General features: G+C 55.2%; 16 protein-coding genes. 4 read left to right on the forward strand and 12 right to left on the reverse strand.

Annotated elements, in window-relative coordinates; all coding sequences use genetic code 11:
• Positions 1 to 116: 116 nt before the first annotated feature.
• Positions 117 to 590, forward strand: coding sequence for an Lrp/AsnC family transcriptional regulator (locus SOJ49_RS17050; protein ID WP_369855682.1), 474 nt, complete (start codon positions 117 to 119; stop codon positions 588 to 590).
• Between the two features lie 65 nt (positions 591 to 655).
• Here SOJ49_RS17050 and SOJ49_RS17055 read toward each other — a convergent pair whose 3' ends face one another.
• Complete coding sequence (locus SOJ49_RS17055; RefSeq protein WP_369855683.1) at positions 656 to 1,456, reverse strand: siderophore-interacting protein; 801 nt, start codon at positions 1,454 to 1,456, stop codon at positions 656 to 658.
• Between the two features lie 72 nt (positions 1,457 to 1,528).
• Between SOJ49_RS17055 and SOJ49_RS17060 the strand changes: the two genes are divergently transcribed.
• Entirely contained in the window at positions 1,529 to 1,987 is a 459-nt protein-coding gene (locus tag SOJ49_RS17060) for a MarR family winged helix-turn-helix transcriptional regulator (protein ID WP_369855684.1), read from the forward strand.
• A 9-nt stretch (positions 1,988 to 1,996) separates the two neighbouring features.
• Here the strand turns inward: SOJ49_RS17060 and SOJ49_RS17065 are convergent, their stop codons facing one another.
• Positions 1,997 to 2,476 carry a hypothetical protein gene (locus tag SOJ49_RS17065; RefSeq protein ID WP_369855685.1) on the reverse strand — a complete coding sequence of 160 codons (480 nt, stop codon included), beginning with the start codon at positions 2,474 to 2,476 and terminating at the stop codon, positions 1,997 to 1,999.
• Between the two features lie 10 nt (positions 2,477 to 2,486).
• Positions 2,487 to 2,900: a cytochrome c gene (locus SOJ49_RS17070; protein WP_369855686.1), complete on the reverse strand. Its 414-nt coding sequence runs from the start codon at positions 2,898 to 2,900 to the stop codon at positions 2,487 to 2,489.
• Between the two features lie 406 nt (positions 2,901 to 3,306).
• Between SOJ49_RS17070 and SOJ49_RS17075 the strand changes: the two genes are divergently transcribed.
• Positions 3,307 to 3,753 (forward strand): MarR family winged helix-turn-helix transcriptional regulator, encoded by a 447-nt coding sequence (locus SOJ49_RS17075; RefSeq protein WP_369855687.1) that lies wholly within the window; start codon positions 3,307 to 3,309, stop codon positions 3,751 to 3,753.
• 304 nt (positions 3,754 to 4,057) lie between these two features.
• On the opposite strand, the gene SOJ49_RS17080 is transcribed toward SOJ49_RS17075, so the two are convergent.
• The 6 genes from SOJ49_RS17080 to SOJ49_RS17105 all read right to left on the reverse strand — a co-directional run bounded on the left by SOJ49_RS17080 (position 4,058) and on the right by SOJ49_RS17105 (position 11,419).
• Positions 4,058 to 6,232, reverse strand: coding sequence for a glutamine synthetase III (locus tag SOJ49_RS17080; RefSeq protein WP_369855688.1), 2,175 nt, complete (start codon positions 6,230 to 6,232; stop codon positions 4,058 to 4,060).
• Between the two features lie 424 nt (positions 6,233 to 6,656).
• Positions 6,657 to 7,904: a DUF3047 domain-containing protein gene (locus tag SOJ49_RS17085; RefSeq protein WP_369855689.1), complete on the reverse strand. Its 1,248-nt coding sequence runs from the start codon at positions 7,902 to 7,904 to the stop codon at positions 6,657 to 6,659.
• Between the two features lie 106 nt (positions 7,905 to 8,010).
• Complete coding sequence (locus tag SOJ49_RS17090; RefSeq protein ID WP_369855690.1) at positions 8,011 to 8,745, reverse strand: response regulator transcription factor; 735 nt, start codon at positions 8,743 to 8,745, stop codon at positions 8,011 to 8,013.
• Positions 8,738 to 10,213 carry a sensor histidine kinase gene (locus SOJ49_RS17095; RefSeq protein WP_369855691.1) on the reverse strand — a complete coding sequence of 492 codons (1,476 nt, stop codon included), beginning with the start codon at positions 10,211 to 10,213 and terminating at the stop codon, positions 8,738 to 8,740. The genes SOJ49_RS17090 and SOJ49_RS17095 overlap by 8 nt, the downstream gene beginning before the upstream one ends.
• Positions 10,214 to 10,356: 143 nt before the next feature.
• A complete protein-coding gene (locus tag SOJ49_RS17100) occupies positions 10,357 to 10,905 on the reverse strand; it encodes a glutathione peroxidase (protein ID WP_369855692.1) in 549 nt (182 codons plus the stop codon).
• Between the two features lie 46 nt (positions 10,906 to 10,951).
• The gene (locus SOJ49_RS17105) at positions 10,952 to 11,419 is read right to left on the reverse strand and encodes a MarR family winged helix-turn-helix transcriptional regulator (RefSeq protein WP_369855693.1); all 468 of its coding nucleotides are present in this window, start codon (positions 11,417 to 11,419) and stop codon (positions 10,952 to 10,954) included.
• A 76-nt stretch (positions 11,420 to 11,495) separates the two neighbouring features.
• Between SOJ49_RS17105 and SOJ49_RS17110 the strand changes: the two genes are divergently transcribed.
• Positions 11,496 to 11,651 carry a hypothetical protein gene (locus SOJ49_RS17110; protein WP_369855694.1) on the forward strand — a complete coding sequence of 52 codons (156 nt, stop codon included), beginning with the start codon at positions 11,496 to 11,498 and terminating at the stop codon, positions 11,649 to 11,651.
• Between the two features lie 284 nt (positions 11,652 to 11,935).
• On the opposite strand, the gene SOJ49_RS17115 is transcribed toward SOJ49_RS17110, so the two are convergent.
• From SOJ49_RS17115 to SOJ49_RS17125, 3 genes are all read right to left on the reverse strand, one after another.
• Positions 11,936 to 12,673, reverse strand: coding sequence for a gamma-glutamyl-gamma-aminobutyrate hydrolase family protein (locus tag SOJ49_RS17115; RefSeq protein ID WP_369855695.1), 738 nt, complete (start codon positions 12,671 to 12,673; stop codon positions 11,936 to 11,938).
• Between the two features lie 81 nt (positions 12,674 to 12,754).
• A complete protein-coding gene (locus SOJ49_RS17120; protein WP_369855696.1) occupies positions 12,755 to 13,561 on the reverse strand; it encodes an ABC transporter permease subunit in 807 nt (268 codons plus the stop codon).
• Positions 13,561 to 14,502 carry an ABC transporter permease subunit gene (locus tag SOJ49_RS17125; protein WP_369855697.1) on the reverse strand — a complete coding sequence of 314 codons (942 nt, stop codon included), beginning with the start codon at positions 14,500 to 14,502 and terminating at the stop codon, positions 13,561 to 13,563. The genes SOJ49_RS17120 and SOJ49_RS17125 overlap by 1 nt, the downstream gene beginning before the upstream one ends.
• Positions 14,503 to 14,504: the final 2 nt, after the last annotated feature.

A 14,504-nucleotide genomic window follows, 5' to 3' on the forward strand; every position in this document is an offset into this window, starting at 1 on the left:
ATGGGTAACGGCTTATCCTGTACCAGATAACACGACCGTGTCTTTGCAAGATCCACTTGCAAATAGTCGTCAGATGCAATAAATCAGTCAGTCGGTAGCTAAAACAGATTCAGATCATGCAGCAGATCACACTGGAACCACAGGACATTCGCATCCTGACGCTTTTACAGCAAGACAGCCAGATCCCGCGCCTGCAACTGGCAGAACAGGTGAACCTGTCGGCGTCGCAATGTTTCCGGCGTATCCGGCGACTGGAAGAGTGCGGCCTGATTCGGCGTTATACCGTCGAGCTGGACAAACAGAAGGCGGGATTTGATGTGCAAGCGATGGTGATGCTGCAATACCGCAAGTCGGAGGCAGATTCCCGCAACAAGGTGCTGACCCTGATCCGGCAAACCGATGTGATTCTGGAATGTTACTCCATCACCGGCGAATACGATTTTCTGCTGCGCGTCTGTTGCACCAGCATGGGCATCTTTAACCGACTGATCAACGAGACGTTTCAAGTGAGCTTTATTGCTGGCATACACTCCTACATGCTGCTGGAATGCGTCAAGGCAGAAGCCACCCTGCCGCTTGCCAGTCGCTGAACCGGCCAGCTATCAGTGGCATGGATAACGGAGAGAGGACGAACGGTTGCGACCGCCTGATGGCCTCAGCCTTTTTCGCTGAAGCCTTGCACACCGGCTTTCCAATACGCCGAGATCCGGGTGCTGTCGGAGGGCTGTTGTTTGTCGTTGACCACCAATGCACGCAGCGCCGCCATCGCCTTGCCTTCCCCTGCGGCCCAGACAAATCCGTCGCCAGCCGGTAACGGTCGTTCAGTCACCGCTTGCAGCAGCTCGTTATAACCCGCCACCCACACCACCTCCAGCTCAGCCGCTGACTCAAGGACACGTTGATCGTGCACATGCTCGCACTGCACAATCACGGTAGCGTTGGCACCTGTGGGTAACTCTTCTACCCGGCGATGAATGGCGGGCAGCGACGTCGGATCACCCACCAGCCAGTGCCAGTCGTAATCCAGAGGAATCACCATCGAACCTTTGGGGCCACCCAAATGCACGCGCTCACCCACCTTCAAATTGTTCGCCCAGTCGCAGGCAACACCGCCGTCATGCAGAGCAAATTCCAGCACCAATGTGCCGCTGGTGGCATCAAACTGGCGTGGAGTGTAATCACGACGTTCTTCCTGCCCATCGGCACCCGGTATAAAGACCTTGATATGGTCGTCGAACGACAGTGACGGAAAGTCCTTCAAATCGTCACCACGTAACGTGACCGATACAAATCCGGGGGACACCCTGGTCACCGCTTCCACCAGAGGATAACGCTGGCGGATCTCATGCCGTACACGCTGTATCCGACTCTGCCCGGAACGACGTTCAGGCTCGCGGCCGGATAACCGATCGGCTTTGATGGCTCTCTGCGCCAAGCGGGATTCAAATCTGTTCATCTTGTGTTCTCTTGTATTAGTTGATAATGTCATCCAAATCATAATCTTCCAATAAGTTGATAAAGTCAACCAATGAACAAACAGATTTCCGATGATATTTTTGAGGCCATTGCTGCACTGAATCACCAGATTCGTTCCCGCCATCACCAGGCCAGTCGCGACCAGGGGACTGCCATTGCCGGTATGGAATTCAAGGCGCTGCGTTATATCGCCAGCCAGACCAGCCATCAAGGAGCCACCCAGAAAGATCTGGTCGAACGCTCAGGGCGGGACAAGGGCCAAATTGCCCGAGTGATCGGTAATCTGAAAAAACAGGGGCTGGTGCACGCAATTGCAGATGAGCAAGACAAACGCATCTCGCGGCTGATTCTGACAACCGCCGGACAACAGCTGTACGCCAGTTTCAAACAGGTCAATAACGAGGTGGCAGAACAAGCCATCAGCGGGCTGACACTCACAGAGTGCCAAACCCTGCTGGGCCTGTTATCAAAGGTGAACAACAACCTCGCCACATCCAAAAATCAGGACTGACACACGGAGTCAGCCAGGTTGCCCGGTATGCGACGACGTTCCAGCAGCGACCGCCTGTTGACTGGCCGCTGCGATTTTCAAACCATCCCGGATGTTCAACGCCATCAAGCTGATATTGACCGCCCCCGCCAACAGCTCCAGCGTCTGGATCAGATAAAAAACCGTGCCAATATCACCGGCGGCGGCCAGTGAGCGCAGGTAGATCGCTGACGGAATCAGGATCAATAGACCATTGAGCGCCACCAGCGGCATACGTTTTTTCTTGTTACCAATCAGTCCCCCGCGACGTTTACCCGCCATTCTGACCCCCGTTATTCCTGTTGCCGCCATGGCAACCACCAACAGCCAGATAGCGTAAAAAATAGCGTTTTTAACCTGATAAATCAGACCCGGATCCCCCATCAACTCGACGACCAGCGTGCTGCAGAAAAAGCCGACGATCAGACTCATCGCCAACAGCGAAAAGAGTTTGTGTGCTCGTTGAATCATGCTGTTTGCCTCACCAGAATGAACGATATTTTCGATGACAGGAGCGGCAGGCAGAGGTGGCCCGATCGAGTGCTGCCTCATCCCGCATGGCCCCGACCGCCGCATCGGCTACGGCCCGATAGTCGGCTTGCCATTGCTCCAGCTGATGCTGGAATTCCTCCCAGTGACGCCACACCCGCTGTCGGCTTCTGCCCTGCCCCGCCGACTCCGGCGGAAACAGCATCACCAGACGCTGCACCTTCTGCTGCAGTTGCAACGCCGTTGCCTCCGCCTGTTGCCACTCCTTGTCGTCCAGCAAGGTCTCCAGATAATCAGACTGCTCGTCAATCTGCTCGAACAGTTGCTGACGCTGCTCAACCGCCGGGTGCTCGGCATAAGTACCGGCAGATGCAGCCAACAATAATAATGCGATCCATTTTTTCATGGGTTAATCCTGTGGTTTCTCGATGACAGGCGTTATGCTATTTTGCAAATGCAACTATTGCAATAGCAACAATTATGAAAAAATAGTCGACACCCTAGAAATCATCCCAATAAAAGTCTGAAACCATGCAAATCCGGGAGTTACCCATTCGCCTCAACCCTGCGCAACAATCGCTCAAACCCGTCATTCCCGCGCAACGAACGCCTAAGTCCGACAGGCTCCTGGCCTGGCTGTTACTGCTGCACGAGTTAAAGAGAGAGCGCCTGATCCGGGCAATGCTCACCGGTATCCAAGACATCGGCGGGCAGTCGCCACATCGGCAAGGTAACCGCCTCGCTGCCGGGTTATTATTGCTCAGTGTTATTGTGTCCGTTGGCTATCTGGCCATTTCGATGAGAGTGTTGGTATGACGAGTTATGCAGAAGAGTTGATCCTGCCCAGACATAACAGCCTGGGCTGGCTGATCGCGGTATCAGGTAAACAACTGGCCGAGGATTTGGATCAGCGACTAAAAAATATCGGGCTGAGCATTGGCGTCTGGCCCACCCTGTATGCGCTGTGGGAACAAGAAGGTCTGACCCAGACGGAATTGGCCGAGCGCTGTATGACCGCCCACTACACCACCACCAGAACACTCGATACATTGGAAAAAATGGGGCTGGTCGAACGTCATCCTCACCCGACCAGCCGTCGGGCCTTACAGATTTATCTCACCGATCAGGGCAAAGACCTCAGACACTCGGCACTGCAACAAGCCATTGCCTGTAACAGCGAATACCTGGCCCGACTGAGTCATGCCGAAGCACACACGCTGCTCCAATTGCTGAATAAAGCCGTGGGTACCGAAATTTAGGAGTCTGTCGGGCTGCTCTACTGTGGAAAAGCTGAACCTGGCTCTTTTTTGAGCAAATTCTGGTTAAATAGAACCACTATTCACCTCAAATTTGCGCAAACATCGCTCAAACCAGTCTTTCCCTCGCGACGAACACCTAAGTCCGACAGGCTCCTAGCCTGGGCAAAACTCATCCCTGCCGTTTTGCCCGGTTGTCCTGGTGACACAACTGCGAGCGTGAAAGCGGAAACGCGGAAACAAAAAAAAGCCCTCAGTGATTGCTCACTGAGGGCTTTCCGTTCAGCCTTTAACGCACAGGCGGGCGTTAACGCATAAACAACATTTCGCTGTATTTCGGTAATGGCCAAACATCATCAGCCACCAGAGTTTCCAGCGTATCCGCAAAGCCACGGACTTCCAGCATCAAGCCACAGACAGTATCGGCACAAAACTTCATATGCTCTTCGGTTGAAGCAAAGTCATGTGTTGCCATTGCCGTTTCCAGCTTGGCCACAGCTGCCATCATGCCATTGATGTTCTCACCGACGGCGGTTGCAACCGAAGAATCCAGCGTAATCGACAGCTCAGCCGCACCACCAATGGCATCGGTCAAGTCTGACAAGTAGCTCACCGCAGCCGGGAAAATCATGGTTTTAGCCATGTTCACCACCAGCTTGGATTCCACTTCAATAGACAGCACATACTGTTCGGCATACACCTCATAGCGGCTTTTCAGCTCTACCGGCGTCAGTACACCGGTAGAATCAAACAGATCGATCACCGTCTGATCCAGAAAGGCTGGCAAGGCATCGGCGGTGGTCGGAATGTTTTTCAGACCGCGCTCTTCAACGGCCATGGTGTGCCACTCACTGGAGTAACCGTCACCACCAAAGATCACATTACTGTGCAGTTCCATCAGTTCTTTCAGCACAATAACCACAGCTTCGGTCTTGTCACTGGTGGTTTCCAGCGCAGCTTCCAGCTTGGCCGCAATCCAGGTCAGAGAATCTGCCAGCATGGTGTTCATCGCCACCAGCGGCCCGGAGACCGACTGCGAAGAACCAACGGCGCGGAATTCAAAACGGTTACCGGTAAACGCAAACGGCGAAGTACGGTTACGGTCGCCCGGATCACGTTCAAACTTGAGAATCTGGTCAAGACCCAGATCCATCAGGCCGCCGTTAACCGTCTCACTGATCGCCCCGTCCTTGATATCCATAAACAGCTTTTCCAGCTGATCACCCAGGTACACAGACAGGATCGCAGGAGGCGCTTCGTTCGCACCCAGACGGTGGTCGTTGGCAGCCGAAGCAATCGCAGCGCGTAACAGTGGCCCATAAACGTGAACACCACGAATCACGGCACCACAAAACAGCAGGAAGTTGAGGTTTTTGTCCGGCGTATCACCCGGATCCAGCAGGTTACCTTGTGTGGCGTTACCTACAGACCAGTTCACGTGCTTGCCGGAACCGTTGACCCCTGCGAATGGCTTTTCATGCAACAGGCACATAAAACCATGCTGTCTGGCGGTCAGTTTCATCAGCGTCATCAGCAGCTGCTGGTGATCCGATGCCACGTTGGCGGCTTCAAAGTAAGGGGCAATTTCAAACTGTCCCGGTGCCACTTCATTATGGTGGGTCTTGGCTGGGATACCGAGGCGATACAGCTTGTCCTCGAAATCTTGCATAAACACCTGAACACGCTCAGGAATGGCACCAAAATAATGGTCGTCGAATTCCTGCCCCTTGGCCGACGGCGCACCAAACAGGGTACGACCAGCCAGCATCAAATCCGGGCGGGCAGAGGCCAGAGCCGCATCAACCAGGAAGTATTCCTGCTCGGCGCCGCAGCTGGAGTTCAGAGTGGCGATCTCGGCTTCGCCCATCAATGCCAGAACTTTTTGTCCGGCCTTGTTCATCGCCGCGTTAGAACGCAACAATGGAATTTTTTTGTCCAGTGCTTCACCGGTCCACGACATAAACACACTAGGAATCATCAGCGTCGCGCCGTTATCCGTGTGCATGATGTAGGCCGGGCTGGTTGGATCCCAGGCAGTGTAACCACGGGCCGCGTTGGTCATCCGCAGGCTGCCGTTAGGGAATGAGGAGCCGTCTGGCTCACCCTTGATCAGCAGGCTACCGGTAAACTCGGTAATCGCACCGCCGTCGGAATTGGTAATAATAAAGCCATCGTGCTTCTCAGCCGTGGCGTTGGTCATCGGGTAGAATATATGGGAGAAAAACTTCACCCCTTTACTGAGAGCCCAGTCTTTCATCGCTGCAGCGACCACATCGGCCGTAGCAGGAGCAAGCGCCGCACCGGTTTGTACGGTTTTTTTCATCGCCTTGAAAGCATTTTTGGAAAGCACTTCTTCCATCGTCGCCATATTGAACACATCGGTCGCCCAGATGCGGCTTAACGGCTTGGGCATTTCCACGGACATAGGCTGGCGATTGACAATGTCGCTGATCGCCATCAGGCGCGCCTGGTTTCCACTCATCTTATTCTCCTGGGTTCCATATTATCGTTAGTGCTTCGCTAGCACGTTGACAGTAAAAGAATCACCAGATAGTGGGCTTTTAGCAGGTCAAGGGGCGTAACGACTCAGATCTGGCATATTCGAAAGAAAGTTAGCTTGAGCCTCGATGCAATAACTGCTCCAGATCAAAAAAACGCGCCACTGCGATAAAACAAGGCGCTATCTATGCATGGAGCGCCCGTTTATAGGGAGAAATGTGAACCAGAGCCGATAAAATGAGCCGTAATGGTGCAGAGGCTGAACGCTGCGGATGATGTCATCATTTCGCAGCGTTCGCCGCCTTGCCCTGACATCCAGTAACACTCGCGCACAATGGCATGGATACAGGGGGTAGAGCGAAGCAGGAATCCCAGGCGCTCGCGCTGCAGGATGTAATCGATGACCTCTACAGTATCCGCTGTTGGTATCCTGGCTGACCGATACGAATTTGCCGATACGCGCAGCGGCCATGGCCACGCATAAACAGGGAATTGGCAATCAGCCAAACCTGTACAACGTTCTTTGCCGGGCCACCAATAATACGCTGGTAATCAGCGTGGATGTCGGCACTGTCCATCACCTCTTGCCCCAATTGCGCCACCCCGGAGCGCTGCACGACATGGGTTTCCACTCCATCCCAGCCTGGAATCGGACAACGAAAAACCTTGCCCACCGGAAGCTGCGAACTCCACATATAAGTAATGTCCTGGCCGTCATCAAACGCCACAGCAATGGACAGATAATCGTGGTTTAGCAGCTGATCTTCCGGCAAGTCGGACGGCAGCTGATCCACCACCCAGGACCAATCCAGTGTTAACCCCGCAACCAGTGGCTGGTGCGCTAACGGGTATTGCAAAATGCCAACGTTTTTATGGGTGTAACAGTCGATATCCCCGGCAGCGGAGTCCTGGTAGATACTGCCATCTCCAAACTGAAAAAAGTTACTCCAGCCCACTGGCATTCGTTCCAGCAGCCGCAAGCGATTCAGCTCCGCCTTGAGAAAACCCTGTACATCCCCAGCCGCAGATAATTTAAGCAGGCCAGAGATTGCAGCTTCGTTCCAGACAATGGCAACGCCATCAACCTGCCCCTCCCCCGCCAGATAATGCTCCGGAGGAACCCATAAATCCCCCGCAGGCGACGCAAACTCCCCGACTGAACGGGCAATTTCCAGCGTGCCGGACTGAGTGGCCGTCATCGTGCCGGTGTTCTGCATCAGGTTATGAAAAGGCGTGGTGCCATCCACACCCCGCACGCGGGTACAAAACACAAACCCCGGCTCCAGCCACCGCCCCGCATCTTTCGCAAACCACCACCGTCCGCCCAGAAAAAACGATACCTGTTGCCCCTCTTGCAACTGACCAAGCGCTAGCGTCCAGGGCAGGTTATCCGGCCGCAAGGTAAAAGATTCAATACGATCGATAGGCGCGGCACTGAGGCGAGCCAGCGCCCGAAACTGCTCCCGCACGCTCGCCACCTCAAACGTGCGCTCTGGCTGGCCGGAACCCAACGCCATTGCAGCAGCGCATGGCCCCGCCAGTAACGGCGCTGCCACCATGGATGTCATCAAATGACGACGCCCGACATTCACGTCTGAATCCGTCAGCGGATGACAACCACAGCTGTCCGCCGATGATTGCGGTTGATCTGACATAAAAACCCCCGTTTGCATTTATTGTTATGGTCACAGCGAGCCTAACGGGGAAGGCCAACGCCAATGTCAGATTGCGGTCAGAAATAACCGCTGGAGAACAGAGTAATCAAGGGTCGGCCAAATCGGGCTGATAGCAATAACCGACACCGCGAACCGTCTGGATCAGTTTGCGATGTTTGGCGGTATCCTCCAGCCTGGCACGCAGGCCTACCATGTACTGATCGAGTGCGCGAGAGTTCGGTAAATGCTCTCGTCCCCAGCCACGATCATAGAGTTCATCACGGCTGACGACCTCACCCCGACGCTGATAAAGCAGTTCGAGCAAACGGAATTCCCTCAGGTGCAGCGTCATCTGTCGACCATCGGCAAAGCCGAGACTCAAGGCCTGACAATTGATATAGCGGTCACCGATAAAAAAGCCACTGACTGAGCGCTCTGGCGACCGCATCCATGACAATCGACGCGTCATACCAGCAAGACGGGCAAGCAGCTCATCGATCACAAAGGGTTTGCTGAGATAATCATCTGCACCGGCGCGTAATCCACTCACCCGGTCAGCCACCTGACCCCTGGCCGAAAGCATCAGCACCGGAAGCAGCGGGTGATGTTGGCGTAAGCGGCGGCACAATTCATCGCCGGAGACACCGGGCAAATGACGATCCAGAATACACAAATCCGGCACCAAGGCGCTGAGATTCCCGGCCACTGCTCCCCCCGCAAGCAGCTGTTCCGCCTCTTCTACCGAAGCACAAGCATGACAGCTATAACCCGCCGCCGTCAGCAACTCGACCAGCCCGAGACGCAGATGCCGATCATCTTCCACCAGCAACAAGCTATACACGCAACACACCCGACTCAAAAACCGGCACCGCGTCAGATAACGGCATCTGTAGCACCGCCCGATAGCCCTCCGCGGTCAATTGGCTCCGCCAGCACCAGCCTTGCTCTCGCACCAGACGGCGGCAAGATCCCAGGCCCGTGCCCGCCCACTCATGCCACCGCCACCAGCCAGAACGTCGCCGAGTGCCCGCCGGATACCTGCAACACAACTCAATCACCAGAGTAGCCGCTGCCGTCCCACTGCCCTCTTCCCTGCAGGCCAGAGTCACCCGGCTACCCGGTGCATGGCGTGCACAGTTATCGAGCAAGTTATGCAGAATACGATTCAATGCTTCAGGGGAATAAGACAACAACGTTGTGCCACCCAGATCGAGCGTCAACTGACACTGTGACTGCTCTAGCCGGGCAGCCGTAGCACGCGCCAGACGGCGAATCTGATCCTGGGGACAATGCGCGAGTCGCGAAACCTGACTGTTGCTCCACCGCCGGGGTTGCAGCGGAAACAGCAAAGCAGCCAGCTCAGACACCAGCGACTGCAACCGCTGCCCTTCTTCCTCCAACACCGGACAATAACGTCTTGCAGCGTCGGGCTGACGGGACATCAGACCGCTGTACAACAGCACATTTGCCAATGGCAAACGCAGATCATGGATCAACTCCCGCAGTTGCTCGCGGAGCTCGACAGCAAGCACACGGCGTGTCCGGGCTGCCGTTAACCAGCGCCAACCCCACAACACCATGCCCGCAAGTGTACTGATCACCAACCCCAGAAACAGCAGATCGTCTTTACCCCAGAGCAGAGTCCAGGATTGTGATGCCTGTTGTCGCCCCAGCCTCTCATCATCTTGGCTACCAGCTATTCCACCGTGCAGCAGACTGGCAAACAGCTGACGATCAGGCATCGCTGCCATAGAAGAAGTAGCAGAAACAACAGCGGAAGAAACAGCAGCAGGAACCGCAGCCGCCACACACAAGGTCTCTGCCAGCGCCGTAACATGCGGTTGCCAACAATACAGCCTGGCTTGGCCAGTACTGAGATACACAGCTAATGACACCACACCCGTGTCGCCAGACTCCAGACGACGCCGCAACTCCGTCATGCCGGGCAAAGCTTCCGTCAACAGTGTCGACTCAGGAAACGTCGACATCCCGGAGAGATCCGGATACACCCGATGACCCGCCTGCCACCGCACGACCAACTCAATATCGATGGATTCATACGCCAACGCCCGTAACTTGTAAGCCGCTTCTGTCTCTCCCAAGCCCAGTAGTGGCGAAACCAACGCCTGAATGCGTTGCTGTTGCTCCAAATCAGAACGGGCAACCGTCGGAGACTCAAGCGCCGCCCAACCAATCAGCAGCCACGGCCAGCAACCCAACCATAAACAGAACAACAACCAGCGGCGCCAAGCAAGCATCAGCGCAACATCCGCCATTGACGACGGTAAAAGAAACAGCGGAGCAGACATAAGGTCACCAACTCAGAGTATCCATGTCAGATTACTCATCTGCCACATGCATACCATGGTGCCTTCGGGTTGAAAGTACCCGACTCAGGAAGGAGGAATAGCGCTATAACAAAAAAAGCCCGGCGATACCGGGCTCCAGACGATCAGGCTGTCAGTGCGGCGTCGACAGCGGCTTTCAGAATCGGCGAATTCACCGTCATGTCGGGCGCAAAACGACCGATCACTTCACCGTCTTTGCTGATCAGGAATTTTTCAAAATTCCACATCACATCGGTTTCATCGTCAGACAACAGATTCATACCCGCCAGCTTGTCCTTGAAGCCGCTACCCTCTTCGGTAGTACGCTGTGGCTGAGCGGCAATCAACTGCTGATACAGCGGATGACGACCCTCACCGTTCACCTCAACCTTGCTGAACATCGGGAACGACACACCATACGTCAGCGAACAGAATTCCTTCACCTCCGCTTCCGTACCCGGCTCCTGACCAAGAAACTGATTACATGGAAAACCAAGAATTTCCAGACCGCTGGCCTGCGCTTCCTTGTACAGCGCTTCCAACTGTTCGTACTGTGGCGTCAGACCACACTTGGACGCCACATTCACAACCAGCAAAGCTTTACCGGCGTAGTCGGCCAGGGATTTTGCTTCGCCATCAATGGTGTTCACCGTGGTTTCGTAAATCGTACTCATAATATATCTCCAAAGGAGTGCGGGTGGGTGTGCAGCACGTTACGTGCTAATCCATCAGTTCAATCAGTGAATTCAAATCCGCTCGCAGCCGCGCAAGCCACTCGTTATCGGCTGCCAGACGGCATGCCATTGCAGCAGGAATACCAGCAGCGGACGCCTTTAACGCCGCACCGCCACTTGTGACCGATACCAGCACCCGGCGTTCATCCTCCAGACAACGCCGACGGCAAACCAGCCCGGTCTGCTCCATACGCTTCAGCATCGGCGTCAACGTGCCGGAATCCAGGTGCAAACGCTTGCCCAGCGCGCCGACCGTCCATTCCGCTTGCTCCCACAGCAACAACATCACCAGATACTGCGGGTACGTCAGCCCCAACGGCTTCAGCAACGGGCCATAGGCCTTCACAATCAGATTGGATGCAGCATACAGCGGAAAGCACAACTGCTCATCCAGCCGGAGTCCACGGTCATCAACAGTGCTTGCCGCAAGATCAGGCGCAGCGGAATCGGTCATACAGAACTCCATTTAATGAAAGGAGTATTGCTAAAAATTAAATTGTGAGCAATATAATTTATTAAACAGGCTCACTTTGCGCTGTCGTAAAGAATCCGATCTGGATTTCGCCAAACAACAATACTGCCCAAAAGTCAGCAAAGAGAGAGGCGGCTACTACACCCATGTTCACGCCGCCTATACCAGTGCCGCACTCGATGCCATAGAACCCATGATGCCGTCGTTAAAGTAAGAAACCAACCCTGAATAAAAAGGGATTAAGACGTTTTGCCGCTTTCCATTTTTCGTAGCGTTTCGGGTAGGGACCGGCTCCGTCCGTGTCCGCCCGGCTCCGTTAAGGACAGCCACGGAGGGCGTTAAGGACAGCCATGGAGGGCGTTAAGGACAGCCACGGAGGGCGTTAAGGACAGCCATGGAGGGCGTTAAGGACAGCCACGGAGGGCGTTAGGACAGCCACGGAGGGCGTTAGGACAGCCACGGAGGGCGTCCCTACGTCATCGTCGTTGCGGCCGTTTATTACTGTTTTTGCTGCAACACGGCCACCAGCCAGCCTGCAATCACCGGGGAGTCCAGGCAGGCACCGGGTTGTCGTACGCTGGCTAGTCCTTGTTGGGCGTCTTGCAACGGAATGCCCTCGCCGCCGCGTTCGTCGAGCAGGGCATCTTCAAAGTCGAGGGTAAATTCCGGGTGGGGTTGCAGGCTGACAATGCGGTTGTCGCAGTAGCTCAGCGCGGCGTAGCGGCAGAAGTCGGAGTGGGCCAGTACGGTCGCACCTTCTGGCAGTATGCTCACCTGATCCTGATGCACGGCGTTGATGTTGAGTGTTGGCGGCGCTTGTCCGGTGGCTTGTTCGAGCTGTTGGGCAAAGCCGTTGTCGAGCTGGTAGGTGTTGATTCCCAAACCCCAGCCGCCGCTGTATTTTTCGACCTTGCCACCCAGCGCTTCGGCAATCAGTTGGTGGCCAAAGCAGATGCCGACTAACGGTCGTTTCGATGTGGCTATCTGGCGCACCAGTTCCTTGAGTTGCGTAATCCAGTCCAGCTGTTCGTAGACGCTGTGTTTCGAGCCGGTGATCACCCAGCCGTCGCAGTCGTTGGCGCTGGCGGGGAATTCGCCAAGGCTGACGTTGTAGATGACGTAGTCGAAGCCGGGGTTGTGGGGTTGGAACAGGCGGATAAACATATCGGCGTAGGAGCCGTATTGGTCGATCAAGGTATCCGGGGTGATCCCGGTGACCAGAATACCGATTTTCATAAAGTGCTCGTTGTTAACGGTCGTAGGGTGCGCATAACACGCCAGTGGTGTGTTATGCGGGTTGCCTGTTACAAGCAGGCGTTACGGCTGAGGCCGTTTTTTCATTTGCATCATCGCCACGACGACACCAATCGCCACGATCAGGATCATCAGCGTTGCCAGTGCGTTGACTTCCGGGGTCACGCCCAGGCGCACCTTGGAGAAGATCACCATGGGCAGGGTGCTGTCGCCTGGCCCGGAGACAAAGCTGGCGATCACCAGGTCGTCGAGCGACAGGGTAAACGACAGCAGCCAGCCCGACAGGATCGCCGGGGCAATCAATGGCAAGGTGACCAGAAAGAATAACGATGAGGGTTTGGCTCCCAGGTCCATCGCTGCTTCTTCGAGGGATTCGTCAAAATCCGCCATCCGCGCCTGCACAATCACGGCCACGTAGGCCATGCAGAAGGTGGTGTGGGCCAGGATAATGGTCAGGGTGCCACGTCCGGCAGGCCAGCCAAACAGGTCTTCCATGGCCACAAACAGCAGTAACAACGACAGGCCGGTAATGACTTCCGGCATGATCAACGGGGCAGAAATCCAGCCCGAGAGCATCATTTTGCCGCGAAACTTGCCCATTCGACTGAGTGCAAAACCTGCCATGGTGCCGAGCACCACCGCCAGCGAGGCGGAGATAAAGGCAATCTTGATGCTGAGCCAGGCGGCGCTGAGTATCTGTTCGTTCTGGAACAGTTCGCCATACCATTTCAGCGACCAGCCACCCCAAACGGTAACCAGTTTGGACTTGTTAAAACTGTAGATGATCAGTGAAATAATCGGCACGTAGAGAAACAGAAACCCCAGTGCCGAGGCAGAATATAAAAACCAGGAACGACGTTGTGCGGCCATTATTCGGCCTCCTTGCGGTTACGCAGCAGCATGATGGGTAATACCAGTACCACCAGCATCACGGTGGCCACTGCCGATGCCATCGGCCAGTCGCGATTGAGCGAGAATTCATCCCACAGTACCCGGCCAATCATCAGGGTATCGGAGCCACCCAGTAACGCCGGTATCACGTATTCCCCCACCGCCGGAATAAACACCAGGGTGCAGCCTGCCAGAATACCGGGCATGGCCAGCGGTACGGTCACCAGGAAGAAACTCTGCATTGGCCGACAGCCCAGGTCTTCTGCGGCTTCCAGTAGCGAGATGTCCATTTTCTCTAACGTGGTGTAGAGCGGCAGAATCATAAACGGCAGGTAGGTGTAGACGATGCCGATATAGACCGCGAAGTCGGTTTGTAACATCTGGATTGGTTCGCTGACGATGCCCAGGTTGATCAGTATGTCGTTGACCAGGCCGTTCTTTTTCAGCAGCCCGACCCAGGCGTATACCCGCAACAGGAACGAGGTCCAGAAAGGCAAGACCACCAGCGCCAGCAAGAGGGTGCGGGTACGGGATTCGCTGCGGGCAATCAGGTAGGCCATGGGGAAGCCGATGATCAGTGCCAGCAGAGTCGAGATACCGGCAATCCGGATCGAACTGAGGTAAGCCTCCAGGTAGAAGGAGTCTTCCCACAGAAACAGGTAATTACCGAGATTCAGCTTGATGTTGAAGTAGGCGTCTTCCAGCTCAACCAACGCGGTGTAGGGCGGTATGGCGATGGCGGTTTCCGATAGCGAGATCTTGAACACCACCAGAAACGGGATAAAAAAGAACACCGCCAGCCATACAAACGGGGCCGAGATCACCAGCTGGCGACCCCAGTTAATCCGTTTCAATGGCAGTTTGTGAAACGCGCGTTGCAACAGCGCTTGTGCGGCTGTGTAGCCGTTGAATTGACTCATAA

The organism is Candidatus Thalassolituus haligoni (assembly GCF_041222825.1).
Classification (GTDB): domain Bacteria; phylum Pseudomonadota; class Gammaproteobacteria; order Pseudomonadales; family Oceanobacteraceae; genus Oceanobacter; species Oceanobacter antarcticus.

What these genes read in the sequence shown, in the direction of transcription:
- SOJ49_RS17050 (WP_369855682.1), top strand. Translation starts at nt 117, where the DNA reads ATGCAGCAGATCACACTGGAACCACAGGACATTCGCATCCTGACGCTT.
- SOJ49_RS17055 (WP_369855683.1), bottom strand. Translation starts at nt 1,456, where the DNA reads ATGAACAGATTTGAATCCCGCTTGGCGCAGAGAGCCATCAAAGCCGAT.
- SOJ49_RS17060 (WP_369855684.1), top strand. Translation starts at nt 1,529, where the DNA reads ATGAACAAACAGATTTCCGATGATATTTTTGAGGCCATTGCTGCACTG.
- SOJ49_RS17065 (WP_369855685.1), bottom strand. Translation starts at nt 2,476, where the DNA reads ATGATTCAACGAGCACACAAACTCTTTTCGCTGTTGGCGATGAGTCTG.
- SOJ49_RS17070 (WP_369855686.1), bottom strand. Translation starts at nt 2,900, where the DNA reads ATGAAAAAATGGATCGCATTATTATTGTTGGCTGCATCTGCCGGTACT.
- SOJ49_RS17075 (WP_369855687.1), top strand. Translation starts at nt 3,307, where the DNA reads ATGACGAGTTATGCAGAAGAGTTGATCCTGCCCAGACATAACAGCCTG.
- SOJ49_RS17080 (WP_369855688.1), bottom strand. Translation starts at nt 6,232, where the DNA reads ATGAGTGGAAACCAGGCGCGCCTGATGGCGATCAGCGACATTGTCAAT.
- SOJ49_RS17085 (WP_369855689.1), bottom strand. Translation starts at nt 7,904, where the DNA reads ATGTCAGATCAACCGCAATCATCGGCGGACAGCTGTGGTTGTCATCCG.
- SOJ49_RS17095 (WP_369855691.1), bottom strand. Translation starts at nt 10,213, where the DNA reads ATGTCTGCTCCGCTGTTTCTTTTACCGTCGTCAATGGCGGATGTTGCG.
- SOJ49_RS17100 (WP_369855692.1), bottom strand. Translation starts at nt 10,905, where the DNA reads ATGAGTACGATTTACGAAACCACGGTGAACACCATTGATGGCGAAGCA.
- SOJ49_RS17105 (WP_369855693.1), bottom strand. Translation starts at nt 11,419, where the DNA reads ATGACCGATTCCGCTGCGCCTGATCTTGCGGCAAGCACTGTTGATGAC.
- SOJ49_RS17115 (WP_369855695.1), bottom strand. Translation starts at nt 12,673, where the DNA reads ATGAAAATCGGTATTCTGGTCACCGGGATCACCCCGGATACCTTGATC.
- SOJ49_RS17120 (WP_369855696.1), bottom strand. Translation starts at nt 13,561, where the DNA reads ATGGCCGCACAACGTCGTTCCTGGTTTTTATATTCTGCCTCGGCACTG.
- SOJ49_RS17125 (WP_369855697.1), bottom strand. Translation starts at nt 14,502, where the DNA reads ATGAGTCAATTCAACGGCTACACAGCCGCACAAGCGCTGTTGCAACGC.